This window comes from Sphingobacterium sp. SYP-B4668 (assembly GCF_027627455.1).
Taxonomy (GTDB): domain Bacteria; phylum Bacteroidota; class Bacteroidia; order Sphingobacteriales; family Sphingobacteriaceae; genus Sphingobacterium.
Genome location: NZ_CP115483.1, coordinates 2563424 through 2586179 on the forward strand (window position 1 = coordinate 2563424; position 22756 = coordinate 2586179).

At 42.3% G+C, this 22756-nt stretch carries 20 protein-coding genes; 13 read left to right on the forward strand and 7 right to left on the reverse strand.

Annotated features, from left to right (window positions below):
* Window positions 1-200 precede the first annotated feature (200 nt).
* The 5 genes from OQ289_RS10710 to OQ289_RS10730 form a co-directional block, all read right to left on the reverse strand.
* The gene (locus tag OQ289_RS10710) at window positions 201-950 is read right to left on the reverse strand and encodes a LytR/AlgR family response regulator transcription factor (protein WP_270090739.1); all 750 of its coding nucleotides are present in this window, start codon (window positions 948-950) and stop codon (window positions 201-203) included.
* A gap of 7 nt (window positions 951-957) precedes the next feature.
* On the reverse strand, window positions 958-2685 hold the full coding sequence (locus tag OQ289_RS10715) for a tetratricopeptide repeat-containing sensor histidine kinase (RefSeq protein ID WP_270090740.1): 1728 nt from the start codon (window positions 2683-2685) through the stop codon (window positions 958-960).
* A gap of 368 nt (window positions 2686-3053) precedes the next feature.
* The gene (locus OQ289_RS10720) at window positions 3054-5735 is read right to left on the reverse strand and encodes a TonB-dependent receptor (protein WP_270090741.1); all 2682 of its coding nucleotides are present in this window, start codon (window positions 5733-5735) and stop codon (window positions 3054-3056) included.
* Window positions 5710-6504: a GLPGLI family protein gene (locus OQ289_RS10725; RefSeq protein ID WP_270090742.1), complete on the reverse strand. Its 795-nt coding sequence runs from the start codon at window positions 6502-6504 to the stop codon at window positions 5710-5712. Before OQ289_RS10725 ends, OQ289_RS10720 begins: the two co-directional genes overlap by 26 nt.
* Before the next feature lie 128 nt (window positions 6505-6632).
* Complete coding sequence (locus tag OQ289_RS10730; RefSeq protein ID WP_270090744.1) at window positions 6633-6896, reverse strand: hypothetical protein; 264 nt, start codon at window positions 6894-6896, stop codon at window positions 6633-6635.
* 600 nt (window positions 6897-7496) lie between these two features.
* Between OQ289_RS10730 and OQ289_RS10735 the strand changes: the two genes are divergently transcribed.
* The 5 genes from OQ289_RS10735 (at window position 7497) to OQ289_RS10755 (ending at window position 10563) form a co-directional block, all read left to right on the forward strand.
* A complete protein-coding gene (locus OQ289_RS10735) occupies window positions 7497-8150 on the forward strand; it encodes a hypothetical protein (RefSeq protein WP_270090746.1) in 654 nt (217 codons plus the stop codon).
* 172 nt (window positions 8151-8322) lie between these two features.
* Window positions 8323-8898, forward strand: a complete 576-nt coding sequence (locus OQ289_RS10740; protein WP_270090747.1) for a hypothetical protein — start codon at window positions 8323-8325, stop codon at window positions 8896-8898.
* 143 nt (window positions 8899-9041) lie between these two features.
* A complete protein-coding gene (locus OQ289_RS10745) occupies window positions 9042-9488 on the forward strand; it encodes a hypothetical protein (protein WP_270090748.1) in 447 nt (148 codons plus the stop codon).
* Window positions 9489-9567: 79 nt separating this feature from the next.
* Window positions 9568-9933 (forward strand): nuclear transport factor 2 family protein, encoded by a 366-nt coding sequence (locus tag OQ289_RS10750; protein WP_270090749.1) that lies wholly within the window; start codon window positions 9568-9570, stop codon window positions 9931-9933.
* A 27-nt stretch (window positions 9934-9960) separates the two neighbouring features.
* Window positions 9961-10563 carry a hypothetical protein gene (locus OQ289_RS10755; protein ID WP_270090750.1) on the forward strand — a complete coding sequence of 201 codons (603 nt, stop codon included), beginning with the start codon at window positions 9961-9963 and terminating at the stop codon, window positions 10561-10563.
* 67 nt (window positions 10564-10630) lie between these two features.
* On the opposite strand, the gene OQ289_RS10760 is transcribed toward OQ289_RS10755, so the two are convergent.
* Window positions 10631-10756, reverse strand: a complete 126-nt coding sequence (locus OQ289_RS10760; RefSeq protein ID WP_270090751.1) for a hypothetical protein — start codon at window positions 10754-10756, stop codon at window positions 10631-10633.
* 769 nt (window positions 10757-11525) lie between these two features.
* On the opposite strand from OQ289_RS10760, the gene OQ289_RS10765 reads away from it, so the two are divergent.
* From OQ289_RS10765 to OQ289_RS10780, 4 genes are all read left to right on the forward strand, one after another.
* Window positions 11526-12089 carry a helix-turn-helix domain-containing protein gene (locus OQ289_RS10765; protein ID WP_270090752.1) on the forward strand — a complete coding sequence of 188 codons (564 nt, stop codon included), beginning with the start codon at window positions 11526-11528 and terminating at the stop codon, window positions 12087-12089.
* Between the two features lie 173 nt (window positions 12090-12262).
* Window positions 12263-14677, forward strand: coding sequence for a heavy metal translocating P-type ATPase (locus OQ289_RS10770; protein WP_270090753.1), 2415 nt, complete (start codon window positions 12263-12265; stop codon window positions 14675-14677).
* 37 nt (window positions 14678-14714) lie between these two features.
* Complete coding sequence (locus OQ289_RS10775) at window positions 14715-15098, forward strand: hypothetical protein (protein WP_270090754.1); 384 nt, start codon at window positions 14715-14717, stop codon at window positions 15096-15098.
* Window positions 15099-15326: 228 nt separating this feature from the next.
* On the forward strand, window positions 15327-15569 hold the full coding sequence (locus OQ289_RS10780) for a heavy-metal-associated domain-containing protein (RefSeq protein ID WP_270090755.1): 243 nt from the start codon (window positions 15327-15329) through the stop codon (window positions 15567-15569).
* A 161-nt stretch (window positions 15570-15730) separates the two neighbouring features.
* Here OQ289_RS10780 and OQ289_RS10785 read toward each other — a convergent pair whose 3' ends face one another.
* Window positions 15731-15997: a hypothetical protein gene (locus tag OQ289_RS10785; RefSeq protein ID WP_270090756.1), complete on the reverse strand. Its 267-nt coding sequence runs from the start codon at window positions 15995-15997 to the stop codon at window positions 15731-15733.
* A gap of 224 nt (window positions 15998-16221) precedes the next feature.
* Between OQ289_RS10785 and OQ289_RS10790 the strand changes: the two genes are divergently transcribed.
* The 4 genes from OQ289_RS10790 to OQ289_RS10805 all read left to right on the forward strand — a co-directional run bounded on the left by OQ289_RS10790 (window position 16222) and on the right by OQ289_RS10805 (window position 22724).
* Window positions 16222-16797 (forward strand): helix-turn-helix domain-containing protein, encoded by a 576-nt coding sequence (locus OQ289_RS10790; protein ID WP_270090757.1) that lies wholly within the window; start codon window positions 16222-16224, stop codon window positions 16795-16797.
* 283 nt (window positions 16798-17080) lie between these two features.
* Entirely contained in the window at window positions 17081-18151 is a 1071-nt protein-coding gene (locus OQ289_RS10795; RefSeq protein WP_270090758.1) for an efflux RND transporter periplasmic adaptor subunit, read from the forward strand.
* A 21-nt stretch (window positions 18152-18172) separates the two neighbouring features.
* Window positions 18173-21295 (forward strand): efflux RND transporter permease subunit, encoded by a 3123-nt coding sequence (locus OQ289_RS10800; protein ID WP_270090759.1) that lies wholly within the window; start codon window positions 18173-18175, stop codon window positions 21293-21295.
* A 157-nt stretch (window positions 21296-21452) separates the two neighbouring features.
* A complete protein-coding gene (locus OQ289_RS10805) occupies window positions 21453-22724 on the forward strand; it encodes a TolC family protein (protein WP_270090760.1) in 1272 nt (423 codons plus the stop codon).
* Window positions 22725-22756 lie beyond the last annotated feature (32 nt).

Genomic DNA, 22756 nt, shown 5'->3' on the forward strand with positions numbered 1-22756 from the left:
GTGCTTTATGACGAACAGACAAACTGATGATGTCTATTCTTGCCGTGTTTTTAACACCTACCGTTCCTAACAAAACTACCAATATTTTTGAGTTTTTTGATGCTAATAGCAATTTTAATATTGCTCATTTCGTAGTGCTATAAAGCCATCTCGATCCAAGAATCTGTCAAATTAGGTTATTAAATGCATCGTTTTGGTTATCAGGCCAAATTTTCGAGATAGCTTAAGACTTCTTCTTTTTTTCTAATGGAGACCGGTATCATTTCTTTGCTGGACATTTCGAGAAAACCGTCGCGATAGTACTTTTTTACGTACAAGAAGTTTACCAGATAAGATTGGTGGCAACGGATGAAACCCAACTTTGTCAGCATGGTCTCGTATTGCTTGAGCCCTTTGGATACCAATACCTCTCGTTTGTCCTTTAGAAAAAAAGTGGTATAGCTTTTATCGCTTTTGCAATATATGATATCGTCGAGAGATACGATTTCGATGCAGTCTAGACTTTTTAGGGCAATTCGATGGTTTGTCGAGGCACCCTGGGATATATAGTACTCTTTTGCTATAGTGACGAGCTCTGTATCGTACGTCTTTTGCCCACGGTGATGATGGCATTTTTCAAGCACAGTGCTCAGGGCCTGTTGGTCTACAGGTTTTAGGAGGTAGCCCAATGCACCCATGTTGAGGGCATCAATGGCGTACTGGTCATAGGCGGTTAAAAAAACCAGTTGGAAATTTTCGGTTCCGATTTCATCAAAAAGCTGAAAACTGTTCCCGTCCTTGAGCCTAATGTCGGCCAGTACTATATCTGGTTTTAAAAATGGTATTTCGCTTGCTGCCTCAGCAATGCCTTCGGCATAGCCAACCACCTTTATATACGGGATTTCATTCAGCATCTGCAAGAGGTGGCGCAGTATATTTTTTTCATCTTCTAAAATATAGAGGTTCATCATTACCATTTTATATAAAGTTGACAGTGGGTATATTGATTTGTACTAAAATGCCTTTTTGGCCAAATACTTTTTTTTCGGTGACCTCGAAATTTGCATTCTGGTTGTTGAGTCTATAGAACAATTGCAAGCGCTCCCTCAGTATGTCCTGCGCTAATGATTTTTTTTTCTGGCCTTGTGGTTTCTGGCCGGTCATACCGCCTCCGTTATCATCTATCGTTATAGAAAGTGTATGCTCTCTTGACTCAAACCGAACGTCCAGTTCTCCCTTGTAGGTCAGGTTTCTAAATCCATGCTCAATGGCGTTTTCTACAAAAGGTTGTAATAACATGGGGGGTATAACCACCTCTTCGAGATCCGTATGTTCGTCGATACTGATCCGATAGTCGAAAAGATTGGGGTAACGCATTTGCTGCAAATGCAGATAATTTTCTAGCGATTCAATTTCTTCATCGAGACTTATGAAGTCCTTACGGTTCTGCTCCAGCACATCCCTCAGTAACTGGGAAAATGAAGAAAGGTAGCGTACCGACTGCGACGTATCTCCTGTTGCAATAAGGCCCTGAAGATTGGCGATCGAGTTAAAGACAAAATGAGGGTTTAGTTGGGTTTGTAAAAGTTTGTGTTCTAATTTTAACCGATTGTTATCACTGTGCAGCAATTTGTTTTTTTGCTTAAGAGTTTTTTGTTGGTACACGTTGTAGATTAACGCCAACAGTCCAATGGCGAACGCCAATCCGCTAAAGAGCATCCATTTTTGCTGGCGGATGATATCTTCATTGTGCTGGTTTTTACTTTTTAACTCTAAGATATTCCGGTCTTTTTTTTCAGTCTGGTACTTATTTTCTATTTCTGCAATGTTTGTGGCTTCAATCTCTTTAATAGCCTTTACTTCCAGCTTGTTGCCGAAATCCAAAGCCTCGAAAGCTTTTCTGTAATCTCCTTTTTGTACATAGGCTTCAGATAGTCCTTTATAAAGAAGGTACCTTGGTTTTTCGGGCATGTTTTTCTTGTTCAGATCGATAGCTTTTTTATAGTAGATTATAGCCGAATCCAATTGTCCGCTGTTAATGAAGCTCTGAGCCAAATTGTTGTAGGCCACATCATGGATGCTGTTGTTTCGTTCTAGAACAGAAACATATAGTCGGCTATATTCTAAGCTTTTGTGGACCAGTCCCTTACGGGCGTATATTTGCGCTTCGTTATCATAGGTTCTTGCTAGGGCGCTGTTGTTTTTGGACGCTAGGGCCAGTTGGCGGGCAAGTCCGTTGTACTTTCCCATTTTCTCATAGTCGCCCATTCGGGATGCGAGCAGGAATGAGATGTCGTAGTAGCGTTGTTTTATAACAGGATGCCAATTGCAGGGGTGGTGCTCGTGATATTTAGCTAGATACGTAAGTGCGGCTTTTTCGTTCCTGTTTTGGTAAAATGCCTTGGCAGCCAGATCGTAGAAAAGGTAGACGGTCCTGCTTTGGGCCTTTTCTGCTTTTTGCAAGAGCTCTTGTATCTTTTTCATCAAAGGAGCCTCTACGACACTATGGCTATTGGTCTGATGTTCGAGAGTAGCCCATTGTTTTAGAAAGTAGATATCGCCCGATGGCTCGCTTACTTTTATGCTATCCAGCATTAAAAATCCAGCTTCCGATTCGTTGTCCCAGAATTTGAGTTTGGCCTGAAAGAAAAAATGCATCGGCCACGATTTGCTATCTCTACTTTTGACCAGGATACTGTCTTCCACAGCAATTGCCTTTTTTCTGTCGGATATCGGTAAAGTATCGGAGGCCATGTAAAAGGAAACATAGTCGTTTGGGGACATTCTGCCCTCATCGGACTTGGATATTAGACTGGAAGAGCGGTCGCCGCTGGTGCAAGCAGACAGAATCAATGAAATAAATAATATGGTTAGACAGTTTTTCCGGATATGGTACATGCAAAATAAGGCGACTTTTTTCTTAAAGTTAATACAAAGTATCCATATTGTCGATAAGGCTATAAAATCCATTGACAATAAGTTTAGAAACGTAAAAGTCCGGCATACGTCCGAAAGTTGGCCAAAAAAAATACGGAGACCTCTATCTGCTTTTATCATATAGGTGCGTCTATTCGTTAAAAACTATAATTGATGCCCAACATAACCTGCCTAGGACGTAGGGTATAGGATGCTGTTGACCGGTAGCTTTCCCGGAGTGATATTTGTGTAAAGGTAGTGACGTCGAATATGTTGTTTGCCATTAATTCTAAGTGCAGCTTCTTATTTCTGAAATAGTATTGTAGGATAAAATCGGAGAATAGGTAATACCCGGGCTGATTATATAGGTTTTTATCGAATAGGTAGAGTTCATTTTTAAGCGATGCACGTATGTTTTTGTTCAAACGGGCATGGATATTTGCTTGTGCCCTAGCCTGTCTGAATTTTGATGTCTGTCCATTTTGAAGGGAGGAGTTATTGATCTGCAGCTTCGTGAATATATTTACCGGACCTTCCCATACGCTACGGTATTCGAGTCCAACCTGATATTGTACTGTACGGATCTGGTTAGGAGAATAGCCTTCGATTTGTATTTGGTAACGTGCGATTTGGCCATCTGTTGTAAGTCTAAGGTTGCCTTTTAATACAGCTATGAAATAATTGATCTGTGTACTGAAATAAGTGGCAGTTCTGTTCTTGAAAAGTACATGTTGGATTCGGCTGTAATCGGGGGTTAGCTCTTGCTGTTGTCCGATGTAATGGAATTGATGGCTATATCCAGCCGATAAGATAGTATAGAGTTTATCGGTCATTTTTCCTAACGTATAGACTGAATTGAGATTGAAGGCATCTAACATTGGATTTTCTTTTAAACCTCTGGAAAAAGTACGATTCCCCATATATACAAAGTTTGGCAAGATCTCAAGTGCGTTGTCCGACATATTCCTCTGATAGGAGACTTCTGAACGGAGTTCGCCGTTACGGTGGGGTATCCACAAAAGAGTTGTTTTTGGAGACCATAGTTTATTTTGGAGATATGTGCTATTTTGGGCAATCCTGTCATTTAGGATAGATGTTAGATAGCGTGCAGTTATGCTCGGTGTCAGTTCAAGACGGGGGGATTTCCAAGTGTACTGCGCCGATATTGCTGTGTTACGCTCATCGATATCCAAAATATTGGAAAAATCCACAGGGCGGTGTGTTTCTCCAAGATCCCCCATCGTATAAAAGGACGAATTGAAGTTACGACGTGTAATCTCGTGCGAAATAGAGGTGCTAAGAGGATTGTCTTTTGCGTCGCGCTTCACAAACTGGCTTATTATCCCGTAATATTCGACATTATTTTCGGCTTTTTGCCCTACGGTCTCTATCCCATCTTGCTCAAACAGATCGCCGTAGAAATAGCGGTTTGTGGAATAGTTAATGGGGGAATGTTGACTGATCCATCGGAAGGAAGATACCAGCACCGCCCGCTCCGACAGTTTCTGTGTATAGTTGAGCAGTTGGTTGGATAAAAGACTACGTTTTTGGGTTGTTTCCAAAGATGCTATGCCGTTGAAAGTCAGTTCGCCTGTATCGTTGTCCTTCGTGTTGCCTATCGTGCCTATATAGGTAAGGGTTGCGTTCTTATTCAAGTCATACGCTAGATCTATTTTGCTAAAATAGCCGATATCCGAATTGGTGTAACGAAGGTCATCGGTATTGCTGAACCTAACGTCTTCAATATCATATTCAGATAGGCTCTTCCGGATAAAGGTGTTTTTTTTGCGATTGGCAAATCCCAGCCATTTTACCTTCATGTCTTTGGTTAGGTTGAAAATGCCATTTAGTGAGAGGAGCTTATCGTTGTTGAAGCTTGACCGTTGCTGGTCAAATTCCTGTAATCGCGGTTTATTGTCCATAAAGGAGGGTGTTGATACCTGTAAGCCTATCTGTCCAGGCTCATTGGGGTCTTGGCTCAAGATCAGGTGGTCTATTCCACGGAGAGTTTCCATACCATTATTGTTGGCTGAACCCAATAGATAATACGTTGCTTTTTTTCCGAAGTTCATCAAGTGTGCCTGTACATTATACTGTTCAAAAGTGAAGGGACTTCCTGCAGCATCTATACCGCCCACCCATTGAGATTTGCTCTCTTGGTTAAGGGTTAGGTTGAGCGCAACTTTTTCCGAATGTTCTATCCCTTTTAGGTGCTTATTATTAGAGTAGCGCTGCAATACCTGTACTTTTTCGATCGGTTGTGCCGATAGATTCTGTGTGAGCAATTTGTAGCCTTTCCCAAACAAATCGTCCCCCTCGACCATTACCTTTTCTATTTCCTTATTGCCGATCTTGATGGTCCCATTCTCACTGATTTGCATTCCCGGAATCTTGCGTAGCAGGTCCTCAACTGTCCGCTCTTCGCCCTGTAAATAGGATTTGGCATCAAGCTCAATGGTATCTCGCACGCGCTGATGGAATTTTTTTGGAGTGACGTAGACTTCTTCCAGCTGGATTATATTATCTTCCAGTTCGATTGAAAGCTTCAACGTATCTGTTGTTAGATTTATTGATTTGTTGACGGTCTTAAAGGCCAACGATCGAAAAGAAATACCATAGTGGCCTGGCTTTAAGTCTGAAAAGGCAAATATGCCTTTACTGTCTGTAAAGGTATATTTGGTTCCTGCGGGAGTATTTTCAGGAACTAGATCTATACGTACTCCGGCTGGGATAGATGACCTTGCGGTAACTTTACCCCGTATCGACGTTTGGCTGTAGCTTTGGGAGAGCTGTATTAGAAATACCAGTAGAATGCTAATCCGCAACGTTTTCCCATTCATAGACTTGCTCCACTGAGCCTCGACTTTTGTTGCCTTCCTCTGGACTGGATTCTACCCCCTCTGGTAACTTGGAGCGCATGATGCGAATCTGCTCTGCAAGTTTGCGTTCATCCTGCACTACGTATTGCTTTAGCGGCATCTTGGGTAGGGCGTGGATATAGCTTCTGTCTACGGGTATTTGGCCGTCAAAAGGATAGGACACTTTCTTTAGAAGCCAGTAATGGGGATGAGCACTCTCGTTGTATAACATCACGATAAGGCCCGGAAGTCCGCCAAACTTATATGGGCCGGCCGGTACGGGGATAGAGGGGTCATAGTAGGCAACCAGCTTTGTACCCCGGTAGTCGGCTGTAGCTTTTTTACACAGTTTATCGCCAAATTTCTCATCTTCCTGATAGTCCGTGTTCCATTCGATTTCTTTAAACGTGTCATCTTCTACAAGATAGTTCTTGCTCTCAAACGAACGAGTTTCTAACAGGCCTTTTTGTTTAGGGTCCTGTATAACGATTTTTCTAAAATTCTTGCCACCATCTAATACTACAGAAAGAACGGAAGTCTCCATTTCTTCATCCGCCCGGCCTGACGCAGTTTCTTTTTTTTTCTGGGCTATCGAGTCGCGGATGGCTATCTTAACGGAGCCATCAAAATATACATCTTCCTTAAAGGTTGCTATATGGGAGGGGATGTATTCATAGGAAGCCATCAGACGCTGAGCTTTTGATGTAAGGCTTCCGCTGAGTGCGAAAAGCAGTAACATGATATTGCGCATAATTGTATTTTAAATATTCCATTGTCACTGCAAATGCCACCGGATAGTGGTGGAGCAGCTTTAAAAAAAATGTTATTTAGGTCACAGTTGAATAATGATTGCTGTGACCTAAAAAAGACACACGCTTTCTAATTAAGATCGAATCCTTGCTCGCTATACATCTTTTTAATTGCTTTAAAGAAACTGTGACACGTACCATTGGTAGTGGTGCTATAGATATCGTGGCCAATAACAAAGCCATCTCTATAAATTTTCACTGTCATGGTGCAGGTCCAAGCTTTCGCAGTTGCTGCTTCCATTTTTTTTGTTGGGATGGTAGGTGTTTTTTCCGCGGCCATTCCAGACGCACAAAGGCCAAACGTGGCGATAAATGCAAATAATAGTTTTTTCATCTTGTATAAGTTTTAATGCGAAATGAGTGATTTTGGTTAGTAAAGTTCATACCCCTGTGAGGCGTAGTACGATCTCATGGTTTTGAAGAATCGACCACAGGCTCCGCTACCTTGATAGGAAAGTGTCTTTTCTGACCTAACATAATTACCGTTAGAATCGTAAATATTTAATGTATATTCACAGTAGATTCCGGCATTTTTAGTGCTTTTTGTCGGTGCAGTCTTTGAATCTGCAAATGCAACTGTGGACATTAAGCCAACGGTGCAAAGTGTTATTAAAATCTTTTTCATGCTCTTGGTTTTTGTTTTAAAGTATTGTTAATTATAGTTTTATACTACCAAATATACTAACGGGATAAGGTGTCGGATATACCCAAGCTATATTCGACGGAAAGGATCTGATATCCGTTGATGTCCGTCAAAAATGTGTATAGGCAGGAGGGGGATAGGATACGGTAGGAGAGTTGCGATATGAGTAATGGTAGGCATTAACGTATCTACATGATTTTAGTCGTTCCGATACCTAAGGTTGAATCCATATTGGAATAGATTTTGTGTAACTAAGCCAATAAGGATACCTATTTCTACAAACCTATACGCATGGCAAGATCGGCAAGTATATATATTATGCCCATGGCAGGAATCAATCACGGGCCAGCTACCGTGGTTTCTGGCCGTACCCTATTTAAGGCAATGCTTCTTTATGTCTTTGTAGGCTATATATCGCTGAGTTCGGCTACCGGGCAAGAGGCGCAGCCATTCGATACCATAGTGACAGAGCTGATTTATCGAGATGCATACGGCATTAATGAGCTATATGTAAAAGTCACAAATCCTTGCAATGAGGAATTGTCGAGATTTGACGGTCCACTTACCCGTATCGAAGCCCAGGTGAAAAGCAAAGAGGGAAGCACAGCTGTAGCCTATGAGCATCCGTATGCACAGATGTCACTCATCCATTTCGTAAAAGAAGAGATACAGATTCAAGACGTTGGAGGGCGCAAAGCGGTGGTTATTCCATTCTACTACTGTGGCGGATACGAGAGCTATGACAGGAAAGTATCATATATACTCTTTTACGAGAATAAAAACTATATCTTTCACTTAGATTATTATTGTGGGGAGGGGGAGGATTGTAAACCCGTCCAAAGTTTGAAAGTCACACTGCAAGGTCTTCCGAAAGACATTCGGACCTATTTTGCCAGATACCTTGCTAAGAAGCATAAGTCAAAAGTTAGCTTCCATCAGGAGTAGGTCACAAATGTCAATCTTCAAACCCATAACAGGCTAACTATCAGATTTTATATTTTGAATATTATGACCAATCGATTCTTTTGCTCTGTCTTTAGTTAAATCCATTAGAAATGCTAATTTTATATAAAGATTTGATTTGGAACGCTTTTTAAGGTAAGTATATTGATAAAATATGACCAATAAAGAATTTGAAACGAAATTAACAACGATATATAGGACGCTTTTCGATGACGAACTTGCAGAAAACAGTGAAATGGATAACAATTGGCTGAATAGTATCAAGCCATTTGTTGATGCCATTCCCGATAAGGACTTCCCTTTTTTTCTTCTTGTAGAGGAGGTAGAGGATACAGTTGAATTTATTATCAATGTCCGTAAAGGCGATCTATTCCGGGCAAAAATAGATGAAATAGGTCATGTAGAAGACTTTGTTCCCCAGATCAAAGTAAAAGATACCTGGGAATCTTACGAAGTTGATTTTTCTACTTTTTTACTTACGGAGTTTGTGGATTGGCTATGGGAGCACGCGCCTAATAAATTTGACATGCAAATTTGGGGCTATGGATTGTATGTCCCTATTAAAGAACATTGGCACCAGTTCTTCAATCCTTTTTCTTATCCTAATAAGATTTGGATAGGCAAAGAAATGAGGTCGGTTATCCTGCTTCAAAATGAGAACGGTTTGTTGAAATGCTTGGCCAGCGATAAGACGGCTTTAGATGCCTCACAAAAAATACTAGAGAATTAGATGTTCGTGATATTTGAAAGTAAAACAGTGTTTACACCTTAGCAGATAACTGGGATGAGGTGGTTTTAACGTTTGTTATCAACCTCCCTCAGCATGACCATGATAAGTTAACCAGCGCTTTTAAAGCGCTAAAGCATATGTAGATGAAAGCCATAATTTATTTAGTTGTCATAGTGGTTTTTTCGGCCTGTAGCAGCAATAAAAAGCATGATGACAAGCAAATGTCCTTTTGTTCATGTGAAAAAGAAGTGGAAAAAGACAGCGTTATATTTGCCACTAATGTCAGAGTAAAGGAAGGATTGAAGGGGAGGAATTTACGCTTTAACTGTGCCGCTATAGAAACGGGAATTGCCTCGATTAGTGATGAAAATGGACGGAACGAACGCGAAAAGTTCATTTATGACATCGGTTGTGTAGCGACAACAGATCAAAGCTTGGAGTTGTCGCAAGATTTTAAATATTTTGCAGAAGAAATGCAATCTCAGAAAGATTTCTTGTATGTGATCCACGATAATCAAAAGCTCGTTTTTGAGTTTAGAATGGAAGGAACGAAGATTATATCAATCTCTAAACTGAATATGGAACAATGAGCGTGCTCACAATGATAACGGACAAACCGAGACGATTGTAACCTGATGAAAAAATAATGTCTCTATAAAAATAAAGAAAATGATAACAAAAAATGATATTCTAAATCTTGAAAACCAGCTTTATGAAGCTATGAAAAGTGGTAACCTAGAAATACTGGATAAACTGTTGCACAATGATTTACTTTTCATCGTCCCGAGTGGTGAAACCATTACCAAAGAGATGGATTTGGAAACATATCGTAATGGAAATCTGAAAATAGTTGAGCTAATTCCTGATGTTGAACAGCTAAATGTTATGGATGACTTAGCAGTTATTACTTTGAAAATTGCTTTAAAGGGAAGTTACAGCGGTCAATCCTTTGATGCACAATATCGATACATTCGGTTCTGGAAAAATTTCTCCGATGGAATAAAGGTTGTGGGAGGAAGTGGTATTTCGATTTGACTGTCACAACGTAAAAAAATAGCGTATATGAAGATATTATTTTTTGCATTCCTGCTTTTTTTGGCAAAAGCCAATTTATACGCGCAAAAAAATGATAGTAAAGATAATTATACATTTCAAGTCCAGATAGAAGAAGGCGATTTGAACAATGATAAACACTATGACAAAGTCATAGTAGAAATGGATTTGAAGGACGAGACCAGACCTTTGCGATTACAAATATTTCTTTCACAACCAAATAAGAAACTTCAACTCGTGGTCTCTTCTACAAAACTGATCGAAGACCAATATCCCGTCAGCAAACTAGGAGAACATAATGGGAACCCAATACCAGATTTTTTTATTGAAGAAGGTAAGCTAAAAATGCTTACGGATATTAATGATCGAAAAAGCAGTTATGAGTTTAGGCTTAAGCAAAATAATTTTGAATTGATCAAGATATCACGAGTCTACTGGAACGGAAAAAATACAACTTTTGAAACAGAAATTGACTTAATAGCAAAAACAAAAATCGAGTTTGAGCAAGAATTAGGCTCCGATGAAATTTTGAACAAACGAAAAAGAGAGATAAAGATTAACGCACTTCCGAAAATCCAAGATTTGAGTTTTTTCGATTTGGAGCAGTATTGATACCCGCTTTGCAAAGAGTACAACTCAGCGCCGTATCATTTCAGATATACAGTGGTGCGGACATGCTTTAATTCACTTCGGATAATTTCAAGATTTGGTTATTTACAATAATTTCAGGGTCTACTGCTCGTTTTTTAGTCTTCAAGTTTTTATGTTCCAATCCATTATCTCTGATTTTATCAATCCATTGCATTAAATTGAATTTTTTATTTTATCTATAAGATAGAAGTCATCCTCGAAAAAGTCCTTTTCTTCAATTATCCCTTTTTTCAAACAATCTTTGATTATCGTCTTCATTATTAGTATTATCTCTATATTTTCCTTGCCTTCGAAATACTCAGCTATCAGGAGGTTGTATTTTTCTTGAAACCATCTTCCGTAATCTTTGGATTTTAGGACAATTCTATTAAGAATAGTGACCTGTCTTGCTGAGAATGAATCGAGTATAAATATGAGAACGTATTATCTCTTTGATAATGAATAGTATGTTAGTGCATGCCTTTCACTGTTTTACATAAAAGAAATATAGATATCTTTAATCTATGGCCAGATTACTAATTCTCTCTTTTGATAATAGATATGCAGAAAGGGGCATTTACCGACAACACACCCAGATTTAATAATACACATACTGTAGTGGCATGTATAGACGACTTGTCGTCACTTTTTAGAGAAAAGTGTCTACTTGTGGTAGTTATTCAACATGATGGCACAGGTACTGGTGAGTTTGAATAATACGTAGCAGAATGGCAAAATCTGGATAAGTTTATCTTGGAGCCTAATGACATCCTTATCAATAAATATACGAATGATGTATTTTATCGATCCGCTCTTCAGTTTAAATTAGATGAAGTAGGAGTATGTAAGATATTTTGAATCGCGTGAAAATCAAGATAAGAAAAGAAAATAGACGTACATTTACCACAGTTTTAGTACAATTAAACACATTTGTGGACGAAAATATGGCAACATTATACATAAAAAATATGGTTTGTAACCGCTGCATCATCGTGGTACAGCACGAACTTGATAAGCTGGGTATCTTGGCCAAAAATGTGACGCTGGGGGAGGTGACACTCGAAGAAGATTTGACAGACAATCAGAAAAAAGAGCTGGATCAAGCGCTAGGACCTTTGGGATTCGAGTTTATTGATGACAAAAAAAGCAGGATCATCGAGCGGATTAAGAATGTAATCATCGACTTGGTGCATCACCAGGATAAGGAGGTCAAGAATAATCTATCTGATATCTTAAGTACTGCGCTGCATCATGATTATAATTACCTCTCTAATCTATTCTCGGAAGTAGAAAGTACGACGATTGAAAAATATTTCATTGCGCAAAAGATAGAAAAAGTTAAGGAGCTGCTGGTATACGACGAATTGTCGCTAAGTGAAATAGCCCTTCGACTGAATTATTCTAGTGTGGCTTACCTCAGCAATCAATTCAAAAAAGTAACTGGGCTTACCCCCAGCCATTTTAAGCAGATTAAAGAATACAAGAGAAAATCGTTGAACGAGGTCTAGTCCTCCAGCGGTAACCCCAAGAAATAAACCGCTTTTTCAAATATAGGGCTGTTCATCAGCGATAGTCCTTCTCTGTTTACAAGATGGAAATCTTACAATTCTTTCCTACAATAGTGTAATAAACGAGACGTCTTATTGTGCCATCTTTGTTTAGCAAATAAAGCATACGATATATGGCAACTAATGATAATCAAACTGTTTTTCTTCCGCTGGAAGATGTGGATAGTGAACACTGTGCGTTGATTGTGGAGAAAGGGCTGGCACAAGTAAAGGGTGTAGAGACACATAAAGTAGAACTCAACAATCGGAGGGCTGCTATTACTGTTCGCAATGCGGAGGTGGTGACGGACGCCGTCCAAGCTATTAAGGATCTGGGGTATGGTGTGACTACTTTAAAGCAGACTTTTCCTGTACTGGGCATGACCTGTGCTTCCTGTGCAGGGAGTGCTGAAAGTATAGTCAAGCATGCTGATGGAGTCGTCCATGCAGCTGTCAATTTTGCGACGGGCAATCTGACAGTTGAATACCTGCCTAATATGACCGATGCTTCGGGCTTACAAAAGGCCGTTCAATCTGTGGGGTTCGATCTACTGATCGAAGATGAGAGTACCCAGCAGGAGACACTGGAGGCGATTCATGAAAAGAAATTCCGAACGTTAAAGAATAAAACTATCTGGGCAATCATACTATCTCTTCCGGTGGTGGTGATCGGCATGTTCTTCATGGATATGCCATATGGCAACGAGATCATGTGGGCATTTTCCACGCCGGTAGTGCTATGGCTGGGAAAGGATTTCTTTATCAATGCTTGGAAACAAGCTAAGCACCGCTCGGCCAATATGGATACCTTAGTGGCCTTGAGCACAGGTATTGCCTATATTTTCAGTGTGTTCAATATGTTGTTCATGGATTTTTGGCATGCACGTGGGGTGCACGCGCACGTATATTTTGAAGCGGCCGCGGTCATTATCGCCTTCATCCTGCTGGGTAAGCTGCTGGAGGAGAAGGCAAAAGGAAATACGTCATCAGCGATTAAAAAATTAATGGGTCTACAGCCGAAGACGGTCATGATCATACTAGCCGATGGAAGTGAAAGGCAGGTTGCTATTGAGGAAGTCAAGGCTGGTGATGTGATACTGGTAAAACCTGGGGAAAAGATAGCAGTGGACGGAATCGTTCGATCTGGAAACTCTTATGTAGACGAAAGTATGTTGAGCGGTGAGCCCGTACCGGTGCTTAAGACTGAAAATGAGAAGGTATTTGCAGGTACAATTAATCAAAAAGGCAGTTTCCAATTTGCTGCTGTCAAGGTGGGGAAGGAGACGATGCTTGCTCAGATTATCAAAATGGTACAGGATGCGCAGGGTAGCAAGGCTCCCGTACAGAAGCTGGTCGATAAGATTGCGGGTATATTCGTCCCCATCGTCATCACCATCGCAATACTTACATTCGCATTGTGGATGGTGCTGGGAGGTGAAAGTGGATTGGTGCAGGGTCTCTTGGCAGCTGTCACGGTATTGGTCATCGCATGTCCTTGTGCATTGGGATTGGCTACGCCTACCGCTATCATGGTGGGAGTGGGCAAAGGTGCCGAAAATGGCATTCTGATCAAAGATGCGGAAAGCCTTGAGTTAGCTAAGAAAGTCAACGCCATTGTGTTGGATAAAACGGGGACGATCACAGAAGGAAAACCCCAGGTCACGGGTATCCACTGGCTGGACAGAGACGATCGTAGCAAAGATGTCCTATTGAGCATTGAAAAGCAGTCTGAACACCCATTGGCTGAGGCCGTGGTCAAGCACCTGAAAGGTGTACCTACTACGGCTTTGTCGATGTTCGACAGTATCACCGGTAAAGGGGCTAAGGCTGTCGCCGACAATGAAACCTATTTTGTCGGAAATAAGAAACTGATGGCTGAGAATAACATTGCTATTGCTGCCCAATTGCAGCAACAAGCAGATATATGGGGTGAAGAATCCAAGACGGTCATCTGGTTTGGAAATAGCAGACAAGCGCTTGCTGTCATCGCCATTTCGGACAAAATAAAGGAAACCTCTGTACAGGCAATTAGAGAAATGCAGGGAATGGGAATCGAACTGTATATGCTAACCGGAGACAATGAGGCCACGGCCAAAGCTATTGCAGAGCAAACCGGGATCCAGCATTACAAGGCGGAAGTATTGCCGCAACACAAAGCAGACTTTGTAAAAGAGCTGCAGCAGCAGGGTAAGATTGTCGCTATGGTAGGAGATGGTATCAACGACAGTACGGCACTGGCTACGGCGGATGTGAGCATCGCGATGGGAAAAGGTAGTGATATCGCTATGGATGTGGCCAAAATGACCATTATCTCATCGGATCTGACAAAGATACCACAGGCCATACGCCTGTCTAAACAGACGGTATCGACCATCAAGCAGAATCTATTTTGGGCATTTATCTACAATCTCATCGGGATTCCGATAGCGGCAGGTATACTGTATCCGATCAATGGATTTCTATTGAACCCGATGATTGCTGGGGCGGCTATGGCTTTGAGTAGCGTGAGCGTGGTCAGTAATAGTCTGCGATTGAAATGGAAAAAATAATATATAACACGACCTCAAATTTATAACACTCATCTAGATGAAAATCACTATATCTATAATTGCTGTGGCATCTTTAGTAACTGTGTTGGCATATGCATGCACGGGCGCCGATCCTAAAGGACATGCCGGGCATGACCATGCGCATGGAGAAGGTCATGGTCATGAAGTGGCAGCGAATCATACCTCCGCTAAAAAGAAGAATAAGTACGAGAATGAATATGGTCACGCACTGGATAGAAATGGAAACTTTATCACGGGCTGCCCTTCTCATAAAGAGATGATAGGGGTAGAGGGCGATCAATGTCCTAAATGCGGCTATATGACCATGCTTCCTATTACCTGGTCGCTGGAAGGGATCGATACCATAAGAGTATCCAGTCTTCCGGACTATCATCCTAAGGAGGTTAAGCCTACAAATTAAGTAGGATGGTGTGGGGTGAAGAACTGTATTATCAGTGTGTTTGTGAAACGGCGGTACAATAATTTATTGGCCGCCGTTTTCAATTTGACGATTCCCGCAAATGTGTAAAGGGGAGCTGTTTTTAAAAAATACCATTTCATCAGTAAATATCACAAATCAAATAGGAAATAGTGTAACAAACAGTCGCCCCACAATGTGGTAATTTGTAAGACAAAAACATAATTGAAAATGAAAAATTTACAATGGAGTATACCTGATATGCAGAGCGCGCATTGCCAAGCACGGGTGAATGCCGCAATCCAAGGTATTGAGGGCGTAAAAGTTGAAAAACTAGAAGCTGGAATGCTATCTTTTTCTGTTGAAAAGGAGGATGTAAAAACTGCTTTGCAAGACGCTATTGAAAAAGCGGGCTATCAAGTAGGTGGCGATTCCGAAAAGGCGTCGAGCTGCTCGACAGGCTGCTGTGGCTAATGAGCTGTCTTTATCTTCAGGATGATGCAATTGAATGCGTGATCCTGGAGATATCCCCAGCTCATTTTTGCCTAAAATGGATGGACTAAAGTATGAAAAGATGTCTCATGTGGTTAAAAGACCCAGGGTGCTGGTATCCGATCGGAGGTATCGCATAGGGATTAGAAATCCTCTTTTAATAAATCCTTTAGCTTTCGGTATTGCAGGCTTAAATCCGTATACATTGTTTTTAATCTGCTGTTCTCGTCATGCAGGTCAATGAGCTCACTCAGGATATCGGTCTCTACATTTTTGTACTTCTTTTTTAGTTCGAATATAGTGGTGCCATATATTCCATATTTTTCTAGCAGCTCAGCCCCGCTTTTTCCAGCATCGTAGTCATTGAGCACATTTGAAATCTGATCGTCGGTAGTTTGTTTATTCTTCATTATTCTGCTTTTATTTTAGACAAAATTCCGTAGGATTAAGAGCAGTTTTTATATGCTTTTCCTTGTTTAGTTTGTAACTTTTAATGATTAGCGGAGCGGTGGTTATCCTTACTGATTTTTGGAAATTTCGCAAATCTAACAAGCAATTCCATCATAGTTTATTCTTGGTAAAAGCTGACCTTTATCTTCTCAATATTATACATGAAAAATATCTATTTAAACCTATGAAACTATTAATCAAAGGGATGGTATGCGACAGGTGTATTTACGTGCTATCGGAAGAGTTGCCCAAGCTTGGTTTGGAAATTTCGGACATACGCCTGGGTGAAGTCTTGCTGAAAGAGACGGAGAAAATCATTGATGAGCAAGTCATCAGCACGATGCTTCATAAATATGGATTCGAATTGTTTTACAATAAGAATCAAAAGATTATCAGTCAGATCAAAAGTGCTGTTGAGAATGGTATTAAGCGACAATTGGACAGTGGTCTGCACGTGAAGTTTTCGACAATCATCCGTGATGAATTGCATCGGGATTATGATTCGCTGAGTGCACTATTCTCTTCGTCGGAAGGGTATACCCTCGAAAAGTTCATTATCTCCAAGAAGATAGAGAACGTAAAGGAATTTTTGGTCTATACGGATCAGTCTTTATCAGATATTGCTTATGCTTTGGGCTATAGCAGTCCGGCGTATCTGTCCAATCAATTGAAAAAATATACAGGCTTTACATCATCCTATTATAAACGGATAAGACGAGATAAGCTGGCCGTCATGCAGGACCATTTACAGAATGACTAGAACTATATCACCTTAGGTGATATAGTTCTTTTAGGTCTGGTCACATCGCAAAATCCAATCAGATATCTATTCCTTAGATTCATACAGCGCTACCCATGATAGCGCAGATGCTGGCCATCTTCTAGGTCATTTGCGACCTCGGCATATCTCCTCCCAATTTGTCCCTCGTAAAGCGTAAATATCACAACTCTTACCTGTAATTGCGTAAAAAGCAGGGCAGCAATTGTCTCTAATTTTGACGGTAGAATTTAATCGATTGTTACATCATTAAACATTTAAGATCATGTTATACAAACACACTAGTCAAAAGTTGGGAATATTAATTCCATTATTGAGCATCTTATTAATTGCTTGTGAAAATAAGAGTGAGAAATCTGCGGACAAGCCCGAAGCGCCGCAAGCTGATGCGAGCAGATTGCCGGTCGATATCATCGTTGCGCAAGAGTACGAACTCAAACAAGAGGAGGCTGTGGTGGGGACGATGATGCCTTATCGTGAAGTGTCCATCGTGAGTGAACTGCCGCAAAAGGTGACACAGGTGGCTTTTAAAGACGGGAGCTTTGTAAGCCAGGGAGCTATACTATACACCTTGAATGACGGTGATATCCGGTCACGCTTGAAGCAAGTTGGAGCCGAACTGGAGCTGGCTCGGCTGAATAAGGAGCGGCTGGGTAACCTCCTCAAGACGGAGGCAGTAAGACCTCAAGAATACGACGAAGCGCTGATGCGGTTTCAATCCTTGGAAGCACAGCAACAACTGTTGCGGGTGGATCTGGATAAGACGGTGATCCGGGCTCCATTTTCCGGAAAAATCGGCATCTCAAAAGTGCATCTAGGTGCCTATGTATCGCCAGGGGCAGATTTGGTGATGCTACAGGATCAGAGCCGTATCAAAATCAATTTCTCTGTATCGGAAAAATATCTGCCCCTCATACAGGCTGGAAATAAAATACGCTTCACCTCCGAATTATCGGGGCAGGACTATATCGCAACTGTCACAGCGACCGAACCGGGACTTGACGCGGATAGCAGGAGTCTGCAAGTACAGGCTACTGCAGACAATGTAGATGGCCATTTTAGGGCGGGCTTGTCGGCCAAAGTTTATTTTAATGTGACGGATAAGGGGGCTAAAGGGATTATGGTGCCAACGGAGGCACTCATGCCTGGAGATAAAGGTTACAGTGTCTTTGTCATCAAAAATGGGCTTGCGGAGCCCAAAGCGGTGACCATCAGTGATCGAACGGAAACAGAGGCTGTCATCACTTCGGGGATTGCGTCCAGCGACAGTATCATTGTGTCCAATATGCTGCGCTTAGGGGCGGGGACTCCAGTAAAGGCCGTCGTGTCCAATTAATCAATATCAAATCTTAGCGTAATGAGTATATCAGATTTAAGTATTAAAAAACCCGTTTTAGCCGGTGTTTTTTCTCTCCTCATTGTCATTTTAGGGATTGTGGGGTGGAAGCAATTAGGGATTCGTGAATTTCCATTAACAGAGCCTCCGGTAATTACGGTTATTACCTTTTATCCTGGTGCAAGTCCAGATGTGATTGCATCCAAGCTAACTAGGCCAATGGAGGAGTCTATCGCGGAATCAAGTGGTATACGGACTATCTCGTCCGAATCCAGAGAACAGGTGAGTGTGATTTCGGTCGAATTTAATCGAGAGATCGATATCGAGGATGCGTTGAATGACGTCCGGGACAAAGTTGCCAAATCTCGCAAGCAGCTTCCTACGGACGTGGATCCACCAATTGTACAGAAGGCCTCCTCTCCAGACAATCTAGTGGCCTTCCTGGAAGTGGAAAGTGATACAAAAGATATTAAGGAGGTGAGTCATTTGGCCTCTACTACGATTAAGGATCGGATGCAGTCTATCCCGGGCATCAATAATGTTGCTATCGTAGGAGAGCATAAGTATGCGATGCGTCTGCGCTTTGAGCCGGCCAAGCTTGCCGCTTATCAGCTGACTCCCGCGGATATCCGTAAGGCTTTGCTCCGAGAGAATATCGATCTGCCGGCGGGTAGGGTCGAAGGCAACAGTAGCGAACTGAGTATCCGTACTTTGGGACGCTTGACCACAGTGGCGGAATTTGAAAATATGCTGATCAAGCAAGTGGGACATACCGTGGTCCGGCTAAAAGATATCGGCTCAGCCGAATTGGGCGAGGAGAACGAACGTACGGCGATCATTAACGGGACAGATAATCTGAACCGGATCGGTATAGGAGTCGCGATCCAGATACAGCGTGGTGCGAATGCCATAGAAGTGGTGGACGAATTTTATCGACGATTGGATCAGTTACGAAAGGAAATACCGAGTGAATACCGATTGATCGTCGGGTTCGACTATACCCGTTCGGTACGGGAGTCTATCAAAGAAGTGGAGCACACTTTATTCATCGCTTTCGGTTTGGTAGTCTTGATTATCTTTCTATTCTTGCGGGACTGGCGGTCGACCATTATCCCGGTGATTGCTATTCCGGTATCTATTCTTTCCGGATTCTTCATTATGTATGTCGCTGGCTTCACGATTAATGTATTGACACTCCTGGGACTGGTATTGGCTATTGGACTGGTGGTGGATGATGCGATCGTGGTGCTGGAAAATATCTATAAAAAAATAGAGGAGGGGATGTCGCCCATACAGGCTGCATTTAAAGGTACCCGAGAGATTTATTTTGCGGTCATCTCGACCACTATTACCCTGGCTGCTGTATTTCTGCCGATCGTCTTCATGGGCGGGATCAGTGGGCAGCTTTTCATGGAATTTGCCATCGTGGTGTCCGGATCTGTATTGGTATCCGCATTTGTCGCACTGACGTTGACACCGATGCTGAGTGCTTATTTCTTAAAGAAAAAGGAAAAGCCGAGCTGGTTTTACCGGGTGACGGAGCCATTTTTCGTGCGGATGAATAATGGCTATGCCTACCTGTTGATTGCATTTATGCGGGTCAGGTGGCTTGCTTGGGTATTCTTGATAGGCACGACCTTCCTGATCTATGCGGTTGGTAAAAAGCTGCCTTCGGAGCTTGCTCCGGTAGAGGACAGGTCGAATATGAATCTAATCGCAGTTGCTCCAGAGGGTGTCTCTTTCGATTACATGAAGAAGCATATGACTGAGGTTGGTAACTATGTGAATGACTCTACCGATGGATTGTATCAGACCTATTCGATGGTTGCGATCTCCTTTATCCCAGCACCAGCGCCTGTCAATGTAGCGGTACAGAGTATCTACCTTAAAGATCCGAAAGATCGGAAGGCTAGTATTCAGGATCTTTATAATCAATATGGGGCTGCTGCAGGCCGATTTAGAGGGTTCCTGTTGTTTCCATACCTACCGCCGACCATCGGAACACGATATGGAGGTGGTATGCCGATCCAGTATGTGCTACAGGCTCCGGATCTGGATAGCTTGACGACGGTACTTCCAAAATTCCTGGCTGCTGCGCGTCAAAGTAAAAAACTACTCTTTATCGATGCAGATCTTAAGATCAACAAACCGGAGGTGAAAATCAACATCGATAGGCATAAAGCTGCCTTGATGGGAGTGTCTATGGAGGAAGTCGCACATACCTTACAGCTTTCTTTCTCCGGTCAGCGGTATGGATACTTCCTGCGTAATGATCGTCAGTATGAAGTGATTGGTCAATTGGACCGGACGCATAGAAATGATAAAAATGATCTGAATGCGATCTATGTGCGCTCGACAACCGGACAGATGATCCCACTGAACAATCTCATCACAATGGAAGAGGCGGTAAGTCCAGCTGCTATCTACCGATACGATCAGTATACATCTGCTACCGTATCAGCGGCAACTGCTCCGGGAGTCAGTCTGGCAGAAGGAATACAGGAAATCGAACGGATTAAAAAGGAAGTATTAGGGGAAACATTTAAAACCTCACTAGCGGGTCAATCCCGGGATTACACCGAGAGTCAGGGTAACATCATGTTTACCCTTGTGCTGGCACTTCTGCTTATATACATGATCCTAGCAGCCCAATTCGAGAGTCTGCGTGATCCGCTTACCATCATGCTGACTGTACCAATGGCAGTAGCGGGAGCAGTACTGAGTCTGGACTGGTTTGATCGGAGTTTAAATGTATTTAGCCAGATTGGGATCATTACACTGGTAGGCCTCATTACAAAGAACGGGATATTGATTGTCGAATTTGCGAACCACCTGAAGGAAACGGGACTTTCGAAATACGATGCGGCGATACAGGCGGCAGAGCAACGATTCAGGCCGATATTGATGACTTCGCTGGCGATGATATTCGGCGCATTACCTATTGCACTGACAGCTAATAGTCGACAGTCCTTGGGGATCGTAATCGCTGGGGGACTGGTCTTCTCGGGTATATTAACGCTATTCATTATTCCAGCGGTATACTCGTATCTGTCGAGTAAGAAGTCTCCGAAAATCATTGAAGAAGAGGATGCTGAGGAGTTGGATAAAACAGCAACGGCAAGTGGATTGGTAAAACCAGAGTAGCGAATGGGTATCGAGATACTGCTCTTTAAAGAAATGAACAAACATACCGATCCGCGAACTGGCGGATCATGAAATACGTATTCACATGAAAACAAATATTCTATATATCATTACCCTGCTGCTGCTAGGCGGTAGCCAATCGGTGTACGCCCAAAAAATGGCGTTGGCACTGAAGGATGCGCTGGAAATGGCAAAACACGGAAATAAGGCGTTACAAGCACAAGTGCTCGAAGAAATACATGCTCAGGAAATGACCCGAGAGGCTAAAGGTGGATTACTACCATCTATATCGGCTAATGCGGCGTACTCTCGGTACTTCGAGCGACCGATCATCTTCCTCCCAGGCTCGTTTGCGGGCACGGATAAAGCGGTGCAGGATGTCGCCTTTGGCGGAAAAAATGCCTTTGATGTCTTTGTGTCACTGCATCAGCCGATCCTCGCTCCAACGATACAACAGCTTAAGGAGGGATCGAAGATCAATGAACAGCTAGCGGATCAAAAAACTGCCGATTTGAAAAGTCGGGTGGCTTTACAGGTGTCTACCCGTTACCTAGATATCTTGATGATGGATCGACAGCTCGGCCTGCTGGAGCAGAGTCTCAAGCGTAATGTCAAGGCTCTGGAGGATGCTCGCTCGCTATTGACCCAAGGGAGGGGCCTTAAGTCTGATACACTAAGAAGTTTTGTTGCTGTAGAAAACCTCAGATCATCTGTCTCTTACCTCAAGAATAGGATGGAAGTGTTCAGCATGGAGTTAAAAAGGCTGATCGGACTGGATGAACCAATTGATATTGTGCTAACGGATCAATTGGAAATTGGAAACAGTCAAGGTGAATTTTATCAGGTAGAGGAGGCATTACAGATCGCCGAGCAAAACCGGAATGATCTGCATATTCAACAGTTGGCTATTGATTACCAGCAAAACAAACTAAAGGTGGCACAAGCTGGACTGCTGCCGGAGCTGTCGTTGATCGGACAGTATCAGGTACAGGCGCAAGCTGATAATCTGAAATTCAGTCAGTATGCTTTACCTAGAACCTCTTTTCTCGGGTTGCGGCTGAGTGTACCGATTTTTAACGGAAACCGGACTAAATCGCAGATCAGTCAGGCGAGGATTAAAGCTAGGCAGGAAGAGATCCGGCTTAGCGATTTGAAAGATGAAGTCAAAACCGAACTTGCGACCATTATCAGTAAATGGAAAGAAGCGGTCACCCAATTGGGAATACAGGAGACAACAGTAAAATCAGCAGAATTAAATCATCAGATCATAGATGATCGGTTCAGAAATGGATTGGGCTCCAGACTTGAATTGACGGATGCTGAGCTTGCGCTGACGCAAGCTAAAATAAACTATCTGAATGCAGTATATAATCTGCGGATGCTTCATGTGTCACTGCAGCATGCGCTGGGGCTGCTCAGGTTGTCGTGATGAGTGTCACAGCATCCATCAAAGCTGCATAA